This window comes from Pseudotabrizicola sp. L79 (assembly GCF_036553525.1).
In the GTDB taxonomy this organism is placed as follows: Bacteria; Pseudomonadota; Alphaproteobacteria; order Rhodobacterales; family Rhodobacteraceae; genus Pseudotabrizicola.
Window position 1 is genome coordinate 143767 of record NZ_JAZHDA010000045.1, and the last position, 13479, is coordinate 157245.

Annotated in this window: 13 protein-coding genes, 1 tRNA gene and 1 pseudogene; 11 read left to right on the top strand and 4 right to left on the bottom strand. The window is 60.7% G+C overall.

Translation table 11 applies throughout. The features are described from left to right. The first annotated feature begins 94 nt into the window (after nucleotides 1-94). From sucC to lpdA, 9 genes and pseudogenes are all read left to right on the top strand, one after another. Complete coding sequence (sucC, locus tag V3C85_RS06595; protein WP_331794300.1) at nucleotides 95-1288, top strand: ADP-forming succinate--CoA ligase subunit beta; 1194 nt, start codon at nucleotides 95-97, stop codon at nucleotides 1286-1288. Nucleotides 1289-1293: 5 nt separating this feature from the next. Next, on the top strand, nucleotides 1294-1494 hold the full coding sequence (locus V3C85_RS06600; RefSeq protein ID WP_331794301.1) for a hypothetical protein: 201 nt from the start codon (nucleotides 1294-1296) through the stop codon (nucleotides 1492-1494). An 82-nt stretch (nucleotides 1495-1576) separates the two neighbouring features. Further along, nucleotides 1577-2461, top strand: coding sequence for a succinate--CoA ligase subunit alpha (sucD, locus tag V3C85_RS06605; protein ID WP_331794302.1), 885 nt, complete (start codon nucleotides 1577-1579; stop codon nucleotides 2459-2461). Between the two features lie 12 nt (nucleotides 2462-2473). Next, nucleotides 2474-2626, top strand: coding sequence for a hypothetical protein (locus V3C85_RS06610; protein WP_331794303.1), 153 nt, complete (start codon nucleotides 2474-2476; stop codon nucleotides 2624-2626). A gap of 70 nt (nucleotides 2627-2696) precedes the next feature. Continuing rightward, the gene (locus tag V3C85_RS06615; protein ID WP_331794304.1) at nucleotides 2697-5654 is read left to right on the top strand and encodes a 2-oxoglutarate dehydrogenase E1 component; all 2958 of its coding nucleotides are present in this window, start codon (nucleotides 2697-2699) and stop codon (nucleotides 5652-5654) included. A gap of 75 nt (nucleotides 5655-5729) precedes the next feature. Further along, nucleotides 5730-6935: pseudogene (gene odhB / locus V3C85_RS06620) on the top strand (2-oxoglutarate dehydrogenase complex dihydrolipoyllysine-residue succinyltransferase); the annotation flags it as partial. A 7-nt stretch (nucleotides 6936-6942) separates the two neighbouring features. Further along, a complete protein-coding gene (locus V3C85_RS06625; RefSeq protein WP_331794305.1) occupies nucleotides 6943-7632 on the top strand; it encodes a hypothetical protein in 690 nt (229 codons plus the stop codon). Between the two features lie 7 nt (nucleotides 7633-7639). After that, complete coding sequence (locus V3C85_RS06630; protein WP_331794306.1) at nucleotides 7640-8035, top strand: MAPEG family protein; 396 nt, start codon at nucleotides 7640-7642, stop codon at nucleotides 8033-8035. Nucleotides 8036-8115: 80 nt separating this feature from the next. Then, complete coding sequence (lpdA, locus tag V3C85_RS06635; protein ID WP_331794307.1) at nucleotides 8116-9504, top strand: dihydrolipoyl dehydrogenase; 1389 nt, start codon at nucleotides 8116-8118, stop codon at nucleotides 9502-9504. Between the two features lie 31 nt (nucleotides 9505-9535). Here the strand turns inward: lpdA and V3C85_RS06640 are convergent, their stop codons facing one another. The 4 genes from V3C85_RS06640 to V3C85_RS06655 all read right to left on the bottom strand — a co-directional run bounded on the left by V3C85_RS06640 (nucleotide 9536) and on the right by V3C85_RS06655 (nucleotide 12819). Beyond that, nucleotides 9536-10282, bottom strand: a complete 747-nt coding sequence (locus V3C85_RS06640; RefSeq protein WP_331794308.1) for a hypothetical protein — start codon at nucleotides 10280-10282, stop codon at nucleotides 9536-9538. Nucleotides 10283-10286: 4 nt separating this feature from the next. Next, nucleotides 10287-11363, bottom strand: a complete 1077-nt coding sequence (locus tag V3C85_RS06645; RefSeq protein WP_331794309.1) for a glycosyltransferase family 61 protein — start codon at nucleotides 11361-11363, stop codon at nucleotides 10287-10289. A gap of 67 nt (nucleotides 11364-11430) precedes the next feature. Beyond that, the gene (locus V3C85_RS06650) at nucleotides 11431-12081 is read right to left on the bottom strand and encodes a GntR family transcriptional regulator (protein WP_331794310.1); all 651 of its coding nucleotides are present in this window, start codon (nucleotides 12079-12081) and stop codon (nucleotides 11431-11433) included. Nucleotides 12082-12114: 33 nt separating this feature from the next. After that, the gene (locus V3C85_RS06655; protein ID WP_331794311.1) at nucleotides 12115-12819 is read right to left on the bottom strand and encodes a M48 family metallopeptidase; all 705 of its coding nucleotides are present in this window, start codon (nucleotides 12817-12819) and stop codon (nucleotides 12115-12117) included. A gap of 135 nt (nucleotides 12820-12954) precedes the next feature. On the opposite strand from V3C85_RS06655, the gene V3C85_RS06660 reads away from it, so the two are divergent. Together V3C85_RS06660 and V3C85_RS06665 are read left to right on the top strand one after the other, a co-directional pair. Continuing rightward, a complete protein-coding gene (locus V3C85_RS06660) occupies nucleotides 12955-13287 on the top strand; it encodes a TIGR02300 family protein (RefSeq protein WP_331794616.1) in 333 nt (110 codons plus the stop codon). 103 nt (nucleotides 13288-13390) lie between these two features. Further along, a tRNA-Ala gene (locus tag V3C85_RS06665) sits at nucleotides 13391-13466 on the top strand. Nucleotides 13467-13479: the final 13 nt, after the last annotated feature.

A 13479-nucleotide genomic window follows, 5' to 3' on the forward strand; every position in this document is an offset into this window, starting at 1 on the left:
CGCCGGAAATAGCGCATTCTCATGAAATGGGGTTTTGAACCCGCCCATTTACATGGCATCACGCGATAAATTTCGAACAGCCGAGGGACGACCGATGAACATCCACGAATATCAGGCCAAGGCGCTTTTGCGGTCCTATGGCGTTCCGGTCTCGGATGGCCGCATTGTCATGAAGGCCGAAGAGGCCAAGGCCGCCGCAGGTGAACTTGATGGCCCGCTTTGGGTCGTCAAGGCCCAGATCCACGCCGGTGGCCGTGGCAAAGGCCATTTCAAAGAGGCCGAGGCCGGTGAAAAAGGCGGCGTCCGTCTGGCCCGCTCGGTCGAGGAAGCCGATCAGTTCGCCCGCCAGATGCTGGGTCGCACCCTGGTCACCATCCAGACCGGCCCCGCTGGCAAGCAGGTCAACCGCATCTATATCGAAGATGGCTCGGATATCGAGCGTGAGCTGTATCTGGCCATGCTGATCGACCGTCAGACCAGCCGCATCTCTTTCGTCGCCTCAACCGAAGGCGGCATGTCGATCGAAGACGTGGCCCATGACACCCCCGAAAAGATCGTCAGCTTCACCGTCGATCCGGCCTCGGGCCTGTCTGATTTCCACGGCCGCCGCGTTGCCTTTGCCCTTGGCCTGCAAGGCGCCCAGGTCAAGCAATGCGTGGCTCTGGTCAAGAACCTGTATCGCCTGTTCGTCGAAAAAGACATGGACATGCTTGAAATCAACCCGCTGGTCGTCATGACCGACGGCAACCTGAAATGCCTTGACGCCAAGATGGGCTTTGATGGCAACGCGCTGTATCGCCACCCCGAAATCGCCGCCCTGCGCGACGAAACCGAGGAAGACCCGAAAGAACTGGCCGCGTCGAAATTCGATCTGAACTACATCGCGCTCGATGGCGAAATCGGCTGCATGGTCAACGGGGCCGGTCTGGCGATGGCCACGATGGACATCATCAAGCTGTACGGCGCCGAACCTGCCAACTTCCTCGACGTGGGCGGTGGCGCCACCAAGGAAAAGGTGACCGAGGCGTTCAAGATCATCACCTCTGACCCGAACGTCAAAGGCATCCTGGTCAACATCTTCGGCGGCATCATGCGCTGCGACATCATTGCCGAAGGCACCATTGCCGCCGTCAAGGAAGTCGGCCTGAAAGTGCCGCTGGTTGTCCGGCTTGAGGGCACGAATGTCGAACTTGGCAAAGAGATCATCAACAAATCCGGCCTGAACGTGATCGCCGCCGACAATCTGTCGGATGCCGCCCAGAAGATCGTCAAAGCGGTAAAAGGGTAATCTCCATGCGCAACACTCTCGTCCTTTGCCTGTCTGGCATGCTGCTTGCGGCCTGTTCGGGCGGCACTGGCAGCAATGTGCGTGGTGACGATGACCACGTCCTGACCTGCCAGGAACAATCCGACATGGCCCGCCTGGGCAAGGTTCCCACGGGCGAGATTGCAATTTCCTGCCCCGAGCATGGGATCGGCGACTACGGCTCCTAGGCCGCGCCGATCTCTGACCAGGCACACTGGCAACCGGTCGGCATGATCCGCCCGCAACGCGTTTTATCTTCAGGAGGCCCCGATGGCCGTACTCGTAAACGAAAACACCAAAGTGATCTGCCAGGGCTTTACCGGCAGCCAGGGCACTTTCCACTCGGAACAGGCCATTGCCTATGGCACCAAGATGGTCGGCGGCGTCACCCCGGGCAAAGGCGGCACCAGCCACCTGAACCTGCCCGTGTTCAACTCGGTGCATGAGGCAAAGGCCGTGACCGAGGCCAATGCCAGCGTGATCTACGTTCCGCCGCCCTTTGCCGCCGACTCGATCCTTGAGGCGATTGACGCCGAGATGGAACTGATCGTCTGCATCACCGAAGGCATCCCGGTGCTGGACATGATGCGCGTCAAGCGCGCCCTCGAAGGGTCGAAATCGCGCCTGATCGGGCCGAACTGCCCCGGCGTCATCACGCCCGACGCCTGCAAGATCGGCATCATGCCGGGCCACATCCACCGTCGCGGCAGCGTTGGCGTCGTGTCGCGCTCGGGCACCCTGACCTATGAGGCGGTCAAGCAGACCACCGATCTGGGTCTGGGCCAGTCCACCGCGGTTGGCATCGGTGGCGACCCGATCAAGGGCACCGAACATATCGACGTGCTGAACATGTTCCTCGACGACCCGGAAACGACGGCGATGATCATGATCGGTGAAATCGGTGGCAGCGCCGAAGAAGAAGCCGCAGCCTTCCTGGCCGAGCAAAAGAAAAAAGGCCGCTGGAAGCCCTGCGCCGGCTTTATCGCTGGTCGCACCGCCCCTCCCGGCCGCCGCATGGGCCATGCCGGCGCCATCGTGGCAGGTGGCAAGGGGGATGCCGAATCCAAGATCGAGGCGATGAAATCGGCCGGGATCGTGGTCGCCGACAGCCCCGCCACATTGGGCGAGGCCGTGATGAAAGCCATCGGCAAGTAACAGGGGGTTGGCATGAAAGAAGAGGTCATCGACAAGCGCAGCGTCTTGGGTTTGGCCTCGTTCTTCGGCCTGATCCTTGCCTTGGCCCTCAGCGTGCCCTTCACGCTGGACCGGGCGCAACCGAACCAGCCCCTGACCAGTGCGGTCGCGGCCTGGATGAACTGAACGTCGGGCGGAAAGGTGACACCCTTTCCGCCCGAAGCTGAATAAGCGCCACCCGAGGAGAGGTGCCAAAATGACCGAGCAATCCCCAAACAGCCAATTCCGCGCAGGCTCCTTTCTTGACGGGGCCAATGCCGACTATATCGACCAGTTGCAGGCCCGCTATGCCGCCGACCCCGCGTCGGTCGATGCGGCATGGGCCGACTTCTTTCGGTCGCTTGGTGAAAGCGAAGTCACGGCCAAACGCGCCGCCGAAGGCCCCAGCTGGGCGCGCGCCGACTGGCCGCCGCAGCCGGTCGATGATCTGACGGCCGCGCTGACCGGCGAATGGCCCGCCGCCCCGGTGAAAGAGGCCAAGGCCGCCGGGCAAAAGATCGCCGCCAAGGCCGCCGAGGCCGGTGTGTCGCTGTCTGACACCCAGGTTCAGCGCGCCGTGCTCGACTCGATCCGCGCCCTGATGATCATCCGCGCCTACCGGATTCGCGGCCACCTGATCGCCGATATCGATCCGCTGGGCATGCGTGACCAGACCCCGCACCCAGAGCTTGACCCCAAGTCCTACGGCTTTTCCGACGCCGATATGGATCGCCCGATCTTCATCGACAACGTGTTGGGCCTGCAAATCGCCTCGATGCGCCAGATCATGGATATCGTGAAGCGCACCTATTGCGGCACCTTTGCGCTGCAATACATGCATATCTCGAACCCCGAAGAGGCCAGCTGGCTGAAAGAGCGGATCGAGGGTTATGGCAAGGAAATCCAGTTCACCCGCGAAGGCCGCAAGGCCATTCTGAACAAGCTGGTCGAAGCCGAAGGCTTTGAAAAGTTCCTCCATGTCAAATACATGGGCACCAAGCGCTTTGGCCTTGATGGGGGCGAGGCCCTGATCCCCGCGATGGAGCAGATCATCAAGCGCGGCGGGCAACTGGGCCTGAAAGAGGTGGTGATCGGCATGCCGCACCGCGGCCGCCTGAACATCCTGGCCAATGTGATGTCCAAGCCCTACCGCGCCATTTTCCACGAATTCCAGGGCGGCAGCTATAAGCCCGAGGATGTGGACGGGTCGGGCGATGTGAAATACCACCTTGGCGCCTCGTCCGATCGTGAATTCGATGGCAACAAGGTGCACCTGTCGCTAACCGCCAACCCCAGCCACCTTGAGGCGGTGAACCCCGTCGTGCTGGGCAAGGTCCGCGCCAAGCAAGATCAATATGGCGACAGCGCGCGCACCGCGGTTCTGCCGATCCTGCTGCACGGCGACGCGGCCTTTGCCGGTCAGGGCGTCGTGGCCGAATGCTTTGGCCTGTCGGGGCTGAAAGGCCACCGCACGGGGGGCACGATTCACATCGTGGTCAACAACCAGATCGGCTTTACCACCGCGCCGCATTTCAGCCGCTCGTCGCCCTATCCCACCGACATCGCCCTGATGGTCGAAGCGCCGATCTTCCACGTCAACGGCGACGACCCCGAGGCCGTGGTGCATGCCGCCAAGGTGGCGATCGAATTCCGCCAGAAGTTCCACAAGGATGCCGTGATCGACATCTTCTGCTATCGCCGCTTTGGTCACAACGAAGGCGACGAGCCGATGTTCACCAACCCGGTGATGTATACCAACATCAAAAAGCACAAGACGACTCTGCAACTTTACACCGAACGTCTGGTCAAAGACGGCCTGATCCCCGAAGGTGAAATCGAGGATATGAAGGCCGCCTTCCAATCGCGCCTGAATGAGGATTTTGAAGCCGGCAAAAGCTTCAAGCCGAACAAAGCCGACTGGCTGGATGGCCGCTGGTCGGGCCTGGGCCGCGAGCGTGAGGAATATCAACCCGGCGAGACCGCGATCAAACCCGAAACCCTGGCCGAGGTGGGCAGCGCCCTGACCCGCGCGCCCGAGAATTTCGACCTGCACAAGACCGTGGGCCGCTTGTTGGAAAACAAGGCCAAAATGTTCGAAACTGGCAAGGGATTCGACTGGGCAACCGCCGAAGCCTTGGCTTTTGGTTCGCTTTTGACCGAAGGCTTCCCCGTTCGCCTGTCTGGCCAGGATTGCACCCGCGGCACGTTCAGTCAGCGTCACTCGGGCCTGATCGACCAAAGCAGCGAAGAACGCTATTACCCGCTGAACCACATCCGCGCCGGCCAGGCACGGTATGAGGTGATCGACAGCATGCTGTCGGAATATGCGGTGCTGGGCTTTGAATACGGCTATTCGCTGTCAGAACCCAATGCTTTGGTGATGTGGGAAGCGCAGTTTGGCGATTTCGCCAATGGCGCGCAGATCATGTTCGACCAGTTCGTGAACTCGGGCGAAAGCAAATGGCTGCGCATGTCGGGCCTCGTCTGCCTCTTGCCGCATGGCTACGAAGGTCAGGGGCCCGAGCACTCCTCGGCCCGGCCCGAGCGGTTCTTGCAGATGTCGGCCAATGACAACTGGATCGTGGCCAATTGCTCGACCCCGGCCAACTATTTCCACATCCTGCGCCGCCAGCTGCACCGCAGCTTCCGCAAGCCGCTGATCCTGATGACCCCGAAGTCCCTGTTGCGCCACCCGATGTGCATCAGCGATGCCGAGGATTTCACCACCGGCAGCCAATTCCACCGCGTGCTGTGGGATGATGCGCAAAAGGGCCATTCCGAGCTGAAGCTGCAGGCCGATGACAAGATCAAGCGCGTCGTCATGTGCTCGGGCAAGGTCTATTACGATCTCTTGGCCGAACGCGACAAGCGCGGGGCCGATGACATCTATCTGCTGCGTCTGGAACAGTTCTACCCCTTCCCGGTGCAGGCCCTGTCCAAGGAACTGGAACGCTTCAAGGGGGCCGAGATCATCTGGTGCCAGGAAGAGCCGAAGAACCAGGGCTACTGGACCTTTGTCGAGCCGAACATCGAATGGGTGCTGTCCAAGATCGGGGCCAAACATGGCCGCGCCCGCTATGTCGGCCGCGCCGCCTCGGCCTCGCCCGCCACTGGCCTTGCCTCCAAGCACAAGGCCGAACAAGAAGCTCTGGTCTCCGAGGCCCTGACGCTTTGATCCCTTGCCGCGGGGCCGCCAAAGGCCCCGCCCGACCCAGATTGACAGAACGCCGCACACGGCGTGGAGGACGATAAAATGACCGATGTAATGGTGCCCGCCCTTGGCGAATCCGTCAGCGAAGCCACCGTTTCCACCTGGTTCAAAAAGGTGGGCGATTTCGTAAAGCAGGACGAAATGCTGTGCGAACTGGAAACCGACAAGGTGTCGGTCGAGGTTCCGGCCCCGGTTGCGGGCGTGCTGGCTGAAATCATCGCAGCCGAAGGCGAAACCGTTGCCGCCAGTGCCCGTCTTGGCATCATCACCGAAGGTGCTGCTGGTGCCGCCGAGGCCCCCAAGGCCGACGCCAAGCCCACGGCCGCCCCCGCCGCCGCAGCCGCCCCGGCCAAGGCCGTGGAAGATGCACCTTCGGCCAAGAAAGCCATGGCCGAGGCCGGGCTTTCCCCCGATCAGGTGCAGGGCACGGGCCGCGATGGCCGCATCATGAAGGAAGACGTGGCCCGCGCCGTCGCCAGCCCCGCCCCGTCGGCCGCCCCCGCCCCGGCCGCCGTGCCGCGCGGCCCCGTCTCGGCCGACGATTCCAGCCGGGAAGAGCGCGTCAAGATGACCCGCCTGCGCGCCACCATCGCCCGCCGCCTGAAAGATGCCCAGAACACCGCCGCGATGCTGACCACCTATAACGAGGTGGACATGTCGGGCATCATGGCCCTGCGCAACGAATACAAAGACCAGTTCGAGAAAAAGCACGGCGTCAAGCTGGGCTTCATGTCCTTCTTCGTCAAAGCCTGCTGCCACGCGCTGAAAGAAGTGCCCGAGGTCAATGCCGAGATTGACGGCGGCGACATCATCTACAAGCACTATGTCCATATGGGTGTGGCCGTTGGCACGCCTTCGGGCCTTGTGGTGCCGGTGGTGCGCGATGCCGACCAGATGGGCTTTGCCGCGATCGAGAAAAAGATCGGCGAACTGGGTCTGCGCGCCCGTGATGGCAAGCTCAGCATGGCCGAAATGCAGGGCGGCAGCTTCACCATTTCGAACGGGGGCGTCTATGGCTCGCTGATGTCCTCGCCGATCCTGAACCCGCCGCAATCGGGTATCCTTGGCATGCACAAGATCCAGGATCGCCCCGTGGTCGTGAACGGCCAGATCGTCATCCGCCCGATGATGTATCTGGCGCTGTCCTACGATCACCGCATCGTCGATGGCAAAGGCGCCGTAACCTTCCTCGTCCGCGTCAAAGAGGCGCTGGAAGACCCGCGCCGCCTGCTGATGGATCTTTGAGGCTCAAATGGCTTTGATTCAAACCAGCGATTATGATGGGCTCCCACTGGAGCCCATTAGACGTTGGCTAAGGCTGAAGGACCTGCTGGACACTCGCCTACGCACATCTGGTGGCTATGATGACGCCTATGCCGATGATGACTTAATTGAATATTGCACTGTACTCGTGAATGCTGCAGTGGCACTGGAATTGGGCAAATTTACCGAATTTCATGTCAGTAATATCAGGGAAGACTTCTCATATATTCGGTCTGAAATAATTGCGTTAGCGACTAAACTAAGTATTAAGGGTGCGACTGCGTTTGCTGAGAACTCTGTTTCTCTGCCTAAATTAAAGAAAAAAAAGATTTTCAGCCAAATTGAACGTCTTCGGCAAGTGATTGCATCCTCGGAACTTTCCGAAAAGCAGAAGGTTAAGCTTTGCGCCAAGCTAGATGAGCTTCACTCCTTGGTGAATCGTGATAGAACGGATTTCGGTCAGGTAATGGCGATCTTTGCCTATCTTGCTGCGACGGTCGGCGGAACCGCTGCATTCCTTGCAGACGCTCCGGCAGCAATAACGACAATAGCTGCCGTCATTGGCGAAGCAAAACAAGAGGAAGAAGCGGAGCAACTCGCAATTGAAGCTGAGATTGCACCTAAGCAGTTAGAAGATCGTCGAGGCCAGTCAGAACCGCAAAATGATATTCCATTCTGAAATGACCATGCCCCCTGAACTCACCGCCCTTGCCCTTTGCGGCCTGCTCCAGATGGTGCAGTTCATCTTGTTCGCGGTCCCGGCCAATATCGAACTGGGCACGCGCTACACCTCGGGCCCGCGCGACACGGCGCCGAAAAGGCCACTGTCGGCCCTGACCGGGCGCCTGCAACGCGCCATGAACAACCATTTCGAAGGGTTGATCCTGTTCACCCTCGCCGTGGTCGTCGTCAGTTTGGGCGGCCAGTCCAGCGCCGTCACCCAAACCGCCGCCTGGGTTTTCCTTGCGGCCCGTCTCCTTTATGTTCCCGCCTATGCCCTTGGCCTGACCCCGTGGCGGTCGGTCATCTGGGGTGTGGGCTTCTTTGCCACCCTCACCATGATCGTGGCGGCCCTGATCTGAAATTTATATGCACAGGGGGTGTACGGGGGGTGCACAGCAGGTGACACCCGACATGCCCCGAAAACCAAAGGAAGTGACCCATGGCAGAGTTTGACGTCATCATCATCGGCGGGGGCCCCGGCGGCTATGTCTGCGCCATCCGCTGCGCGCAATTGGGCCTGAAGACCGCAGTGGTCGAAGGCCGCGACAGCCTTGGCGGCACCTGTCTGAACGTGGGCTGCATCCCGTCAAAGGCGCTGCTGAACGCCACCCACCATTTGCACGAAGTGCATGAAAACTTTGAAAAAATGGGCCTGATGGGGGCCAAGCCCAAGGTCGATTGGGCCAAGATGCAAGACTACAAACAGGGTGTGATCGACGGCAACACCAAGGGCATCGAGTTCCTGTTCAAAAAGAACAAGGTCACTTGGCTGAAAGGCTGGGGCAGCATCCCCGAGGCGGGCAAAGTCAAGGTCGGCGATGACGTTCACTCGGCAAAAAACATCGTGATTGCAACAGGTTCCGAGCCATCAAGCCTGCCGAATGTAACGGTGGACGAACAGGTGATCGTCACCTCAACCGGTGCCCTGACCCTGCCAAAGGTGCCGAAATCCATGGTGGTGATCGGGGCTGGCGTCATCGGGCTAGAGATGGGGTCGGTCTATGCCCGGCTTGGCACGCAGGTGACGGTGGTTGAATACTTGGATGCGATCACCCCCGGCATGGATGCCGAAGTGGCCAAGACCTTCCAGAAAATTCTGACGAAACAAGGCCTTAAATTCATCTTGGGCGCTGCCGTGCAGGGGGCCGAGGCCGGCAAATCCGGCGCCAAGGTCAGCTATAAACTGCGCAAGGACGACAGCGAGCATGTGCTGGAGGCCGAGGTGGTTCTGGTCGCCACGGGCCGCAAACCCTTTACCCAAGGTCTGGGGCTGGAGGCTTTGGGCACCGAGATGCTGCCCCGTGGCCAGATCAAGACCGACGACCATTTCCAGACCAATATCAAGGGCTTGTATGCCATTGGTGATGCGATTGTCGGGCCGATGCTGGCGCATAAGGCCGAAGACGAAGGCATGGCCATGGCCGAAATTCTGGCCGGTAAGCATGGGCATGTTAACTATGGGGTAATTCCCGGCGTGGTATACACCACCCCCGAGGTGGCCAGCGTTGGCGCCACGGAAGAGCAACTGAAAGACCAGGGCCGTGCGTATAAGGTTGGCAAGTTCAGCTTCATGGGCAACGGCCGCGCCAAGGCCGTGTTCCAGGCCGATGGTTTCGTGAAGATTCTGGCTGACAAGGAAACCGATCGTATTCTTGGTGCCCATATCATCGGCCCCATGGCCGGCGATCTGATCCACGAGGTGTGCGTCGCCATGGAATTTGGCGCCTCTGCCCAAGATCTTGCTCTGACGTGCCACGCCCACCCCACCTATAGCGAGGCCGTGCGCGAAGCTGCCCTTGCCTGCGGGGATGGCGCGATCCACGCCTGATCAACAAAGGGGGCCGTGAGGCCCCCTTTTTCTATGGTGTGATCCGTTCCGGCTTCAGGGCCTGATCGGGGTTCAGCAAGACCTTGGAAAACAACGGATATCCTGCCTCGGCAAAGGCCGCTGTCTCTTCGTAATCAAACAGCTGATTGAATGCCTCAACCCCGAAATCTTCCAGGCTGACATCCGTATAAGCCTTTACAATATCACGATATTTGCGCTCCAGCACCGTCGATTTCGGGTTCAGCCCCGACACCAGCACCAATCCCGTTGGGCTGGCGTCCAGCACGGTCACTTTCAGGTCGGGGCGATGTTCGGCCAGAATCGGAATCAACTTCCACACATCGCCCGTCCAGGCGTGACGCGGCAGGTTTTCCAGATCGCGCGTCGTCATCTCATGGCTAAAGGGGCAGCAATCGTGCAGGGCAATTACGCCTCTGGAATCGCTGGCTTTTTCGGTGGCGATAAAGTCACGCAGCAAATATTCGAACAGATGCATCCCATCCAGAAAGCTGAACGACAGCTTCACCTTCATCGCCTTGAGAAAGCCACCGGCAAAGAAATCATCGCTGGTTTGCTGAAACACATGCAACGCAGGCTTCACGCCGATGATGTTGCTTTCCGCCCGAAAGAACGGATCAACCGCAATCGTCTTGCCCCGCACAGGCGCGAAGGTCCGCCCCGTGCGGCAGCCGATCTCCATATACCAATTGAACAGGCACTCAGTATGGAGCATGTCCATAAAGCGGTTGTATTTCAGCCCCTTGGCTTCCTTGAACATCAGTTTACCCCTTCTTTTCACGCTTGGCCCGCAGCCATTCTGCGCGGTGCTCTGTTGTCATCACATCTTGTCCCGGCTCTAACCCCGCCCGCAGCGAGGCCGCAACAGCCGCCCCGTCGGGCGCAGACCAGCCCTGCCCCGTGATCAGCCCCGCAGCCTGCAAGGCCACCCGCAGCTGCGCAAAATCAAGAACGGACAGGCCCAAATGGTCGCCGCGCTGTGGGGGCCACCACAACTCGGTAATGGCGTTGATCGCCACCGTCGGCTGGCCCTGACGATCCACCATCTGCGCCTGCATGATTGCAGGCAGCGTGGGCCGGCGCTGAATCACCGCCGAGATCTGCCCGGGCTTGCGCAGCAGCGCAAACAGATGCAGCGCCGAGCTTTCGGCAAAGATCAGCTTTCCAGCCGCCTGAAAGGCCCGCACCTGCGCCTCTATCGGATGCGCCTCGGGCGCGAAAATCTGATAGCCTTCGGCCTGCAACAGCCGCTCTAGATGATCTTCGCAGGCAAAACGGCCCGCTTTCGGGCCAAGGCCGCTGCGGGTGACATACAGCCGCTGTTCCGGATCAGGCGGATGCGGCGCGGGCCAGCGACTGTCGATCCAATCGTAAAAGGCCGGCTTCCCCGTGCCCCCCAGGCTTTCCCCAAACAAATCGGGTGCGGTGTAAAGCTCTTGAAAATGCAGGGGATTTTCTGTCACCAGCACCGGGTTATGCACCCCAAGGCTGCGCAAGATGGGCGGCAAGATCGCGTAATCGGGCACCCGCGCCGTCGGTTTGGCGGCATAGACCAACGTGGTGTGTGGCGGAAGGCCTGCAAGCGCGGGCAGGCGGCCAAGCGCGTTCAACAGGATAAAGCCAAACTGTTTATCCACAGGCCCGGCAAACAGCGCAGGGCCAAACAGGCGCGAGCTGTCATGCGCAGGCCCGGCCTTTGGCGCAGGCTGCGCCTGCCAGGGCGTGGTTTCGATCTGTGCATGGGGCAGCAATACGCCATCCGCCCCATAAAGACCAAAGCGCGTGACGCGCCGATTGACCCTGTCTCCGGGCAGGCTAAAGGCATTGCGATAGGCGGTCATACAGGCTCGACTGTTTCTTTCTTGGGGACAATACCGCAATTCATTCGGCATTGTCACCGCAAAGCGATCAACCTGCCAAATGCCGCAAGCCTTGGGTCACATCTGTCCTGACCGCCAGCCGCAGCCCCGGTTCATCGCCGGCCTTCAGGGCGGCAAGAATCATGCGGTGATATTGGGGCGGCTCTTTGCGGCGCAGGCGCGAATACAAGGCCCGCATCGTTGGCCCCAGTTGCAGCCAGACGGTTTCGCACATCGCCAGCATCGCGGGGGCCTGGGCGCGCAGATACAGGGTGCGATGAAACTCAAGATTCGTGCGCACGTAGGCCACGGCATCCTGGCGCATCACGGCCTCGGCATTCAGGGTGTTGATCGCGGCCAGACGTTCGATCAGCGCAAAATGGGCGCGCGGCAAGGCGCGGGCGGCCATTTCCGGCTCAAGCAAAGCGCGGATCGAGGCCAGTTCTTCAATCCGTTCGGGGCTGAGTTCGGGCGTCGAGACACGGCCCGAAGACGAAATCGTCAGCGCCCCCTCGGCCACAAGGCGCCGGATCGCCTCTCGGGCCGGGGTCATCGACACGCCGTACTCCTTGGCCAGCCCGCGCAACGTCATCGGCTGGCCGGGGGCCACCTCGCCATGCATCACTTGCTGGCGCAGGCTGCGGTAAAGCCGTTCATGGGCGGCGGCATTCGGATCTGTCAGGCGGGGCGTGATCGGCATGGCACACAGGCAAGCACCACATTCGCGGCGCGGTCAATCCTTTGCAGCAGGCACGGGCCCAAAACGATAGCCATGCAGCGCCTGCCCGTGGTTGTGCAGCCAGTTGCGCTGCACCTGCCAGCCCGGAAAGACACGTTCGACCACCGCCCAATAAGCGGGGGAGTGGTTCATTTCGATCAGATGGGCCACCTCATGCGCGGCGACGTAATCCAGCACCGGCGGCGGCGCCATGATCAGGCGCCATGAAAACATCAACGCCCCGTCATGCGCGCAAGACCCCCAGCGGGACCGTGTGTCCCGCAAGGTCAGCCGGGTATAGCGTTGCCCCAGTCGGGCGGCATGGCGGTCACAGGCCGCGGCCAGACGATCACGCGCCAACACCTTGAGAAAGGCGCCGACCCGCGTGCCCGCCTGCTGCGGATCGCCGGGCACCAGCAGGGCATCCCCCTCGCACCGCACAGACCGCCCCTGCCCCGCCATCAGCCTGCACAGCCGCCCCTCAACCGGGATCTGATCACCAAGGCCCACCTGCTGCTGGCCCGGCATCTCGGCCAAGGTTTGGCGAATCCAGCCCTCTTGCTGTTGGGCAAAGCGCAGGGCCTCTGATTCCCGCGCGCGCAGCGGCATCGACAACGTCACCCGCCCATCAAGCCGCGAGATCCGCAACGAGAATCGCCGGGTCTGCGCCGAGCGGCGCAAGGTGATCTCGACGGGGGGGGAACCGGGAAGAAGGGGCATATATGGCCTTTGAACTGCAAAAGCAGAATAGCGAGGTTGACAATGGCCGCAATGGGCGCAAAAGCCTTTGACACCCGCGCGGCGCTGTGGCAAGCGACGCCGACTCTGCATATCCATAGCCTTAAGGGAACCACAATGCCCAAGGAAGAATGGGGTACAAAGCGCCTTTGCCCGACCACCGGGAAACGCTTTTACGACCTGAACCGCAGCCCGATCATCAGCCCCTATACCGGGGAAGTTGTCGATATCGAATCTGCACGGCGCAAACTTGCGTCTGCCGTCGTCAGCCGGCCCAAGCCCGACAAGGAAGAAGAAACCCTGGTCGATGATCTGGATACCGATGACGATCTGCTGGAAACGGCAACCGATGATTCGGATCTGGACGATGATCTGTTGGAAGACGACAGCGACGACAACGTTTCGCTGGACGATCTGGCCGACGTTGCAGGCGACGAAGAAGATAACTGAAAAACTGGCGACGGCGTGAAAAAAGGTGCAAATTTCCTCTTGCACCCCCCCGCGCCCTCGCCTAAACACCGCCCATCGAAACGGAAACGTAACGATACCCGGTGGGGTCATAGCTCAGATGGGAGAGCGCTTGAATGGCATTCAAGAGGTCGGGAGTTCGATCCTCCCTGGCTCCACCAAACTAACACAAAG

What these genes read in the sequence shown, in the direction of transcription:
- V3C85_RS06625 (WP_331794305.1), top strand. Translation starts at nt 6,943, where the DNA reads ATGGCTTTGATTCAAACCAGCGATTATGATGGGCTCCCACTGGAGCCC.
- V3C85_RS06640 (WP_331794308.1), bottom strand. Translation starts at nt 10,282, where the DNA reads ATGTTCAAGGAAGCCAAGGGGCTGAAATACAACCGCTTTATGGACATG.
- sucC (WP_331794300.1), top strand. Translation starts at nt 95, where the DNA reads ATGAACATCCACGAATATCAGGCCAAGGCGCTTTTGCGGTCCTATGGC.
- V3C85_RS06655 (WP_331794311.1), bottom strand. Translation starts at nt 12,819, where the DNA reads ATGCCCCTTCTTCCCGGTTCCCCCCCCGTCGAGATCACCTTGCGCCGC.
- V3C85_RS06660 (WP_331794616.1), top strand. Translation starts at nt 12,955, where the DNA reads ATGCCCAAGGAAGAATGGGGTACAAAGCGCCTTTGCCCGACCACCGGG.
- V3C85_RS06600 (WP_331794301.1), top strand. Translation starts at nt 1,294, where the DNA reads ATGCGCAACACTCTCGTCCTTTGCCTGTCTGGCATGCTGCTTGCGGCC.
- V3C85_RS06645 (WP_331794309.1), bottom strand. Translation starts at nt 11,363, where the DNA reads ATGACCGCCTATCGCAATGCCTTTAGCCTGCCCGGAGACAGGGTCAAT.
- V3C85_RS06650 (WP_331794310.1), bottom strand. Translation starts at nt 12,081, where the DNA reads ATGCCGATCACGCCCCGCCTGACAGATCCGAATGCCGCCGCCCATGAA.
- sucD (WP_331794302.1), top strand. Translation starts at nt 1,577, where the DNA reads ATGGCCGTACTCGTAAACGAAAACACCAAAGTGATCTGCCAGGGCTTT.
- V3C85_RS06615 (WP_331794304.1), top strand. Translation starts at nt 2,697, where the DNA reads ATGACCGAGCAATCCCCAAACAGCCAATTCCGCGCAGGCTCCTTTCTT.
- V3C85_RS06630 (WP_331794306.1), top strand. Translation starts at nt 7,640, where the DNA reads ATGCCCCCTGAACTCACCGCCCTTGCCCTTTGCGGCCTGCTCCAGATG.
- lpdA (WP_331794307.1), top strand. Translation starts at nt 8,116, where the DNA reads ATGGCAGAGTTTGACGTCATCATCATCGGCGGGGGCCCCGGCGGCTAT.
- V3C85_RS06610 (WP_331794303.1), top strand. Translation starts at nt 2,474, where the DNA reads ATGAAAGAAGAGGTCATCGACAAGCGCAGCGTCTTGGGTTTGGCCTCG.